The sequence below is a fragment of the Serratia sp. M24T3 genome (genome assembly GCF_000257645.1).
Taxonomy (GTDB): Bacteria; Pseudomonadota; Gammaproteobacteria; order Enterobacterales; family Enterobacteriaceae; genus Rouxiella.
This window is the reverse complement of sequence record NZ_AJHJ01000092.1, coordinates 1-719: the sequence shown is the minus strand read 5'-3', so window position 1 is coordinate 719 and position 719 is coordinate 1. Positions and strand designations below refer to the sequence as shown.

The following is a 719-nucleotide window of genomic DNA, read 5'->3' as shown; positions in this document are numbered from 1 at the left end:
CTTTAGTCAATTATGTTATCTGTATCACGCATAAACGTTTTAATTTGGTTAACGCTGGCATCAATGTGCGATTACGATTATTATTATGCTCGAAAACGAACATTAAAGAACCTTTACGAACATCGGAGGAGATGACGTGGAAACCAAAGACTTGATCGTAATCGGCGGCGGCATCAACGGCGCTGGCATTGCAGCGGATGCTGCAGGACGCGGCCTGTCTGTGCTGTTGCTGGAAGCGCAAGACCTGGCCTGCGCAACCTCTTCCGCCAGCTCAAAATTGATCCACGGTGGCCTGCGTTACCTGGAACACTACGAATTTCGACTGGTCAGTGAAGCACTGGCTGAGCGTGAAGTGCTGTTAAAAATGGCCCCGCATATCGCTTTCCCAATGCGCTTTCGTCTGCCACACCGTCCGCATCTGCGTCCGGCATGGATGATCCGTATCGGGTTGTTTATGTATGATCATCTTGGTAAACGCACCAGTCTGCCGGGCAGTAAAAGTTTGCGTTTTGGCTCAGACTCGGTGTTAAAGCCTGAAATCGTGCGCGGTTTCGAATATTCCGACTGTTGGGTTGACGATGCACGACTGGTGGTGCTGAACGCACAGGAAGTTGAGAAACACGGTGGCGAAGTGCGTACGCGCACTAAAGTAACACGCGCCTGGCGTGAAAACGGCCTGTGGATAGTGGAAGCCGAGGAGCCAGACAGCGGCAAAACGC

At 51.6% G+C, this 719-nt stretch carries 1 protein-coding gene; it reads left to right on the top strand.

Going from position 1 to position 719, the window contains the following annotated elements; translation table 11 throughout:
* Positions 1-136: 136 nt before the first annotated feature.
* A partial coding sequence (locus SPM24T3_RS24100; RefSeq protein ID WP_009639456.1) for an FAD-dependent oxidoreductase occupies positions 137-719 on the top strand: 583 nt, incomplete at its 3' end.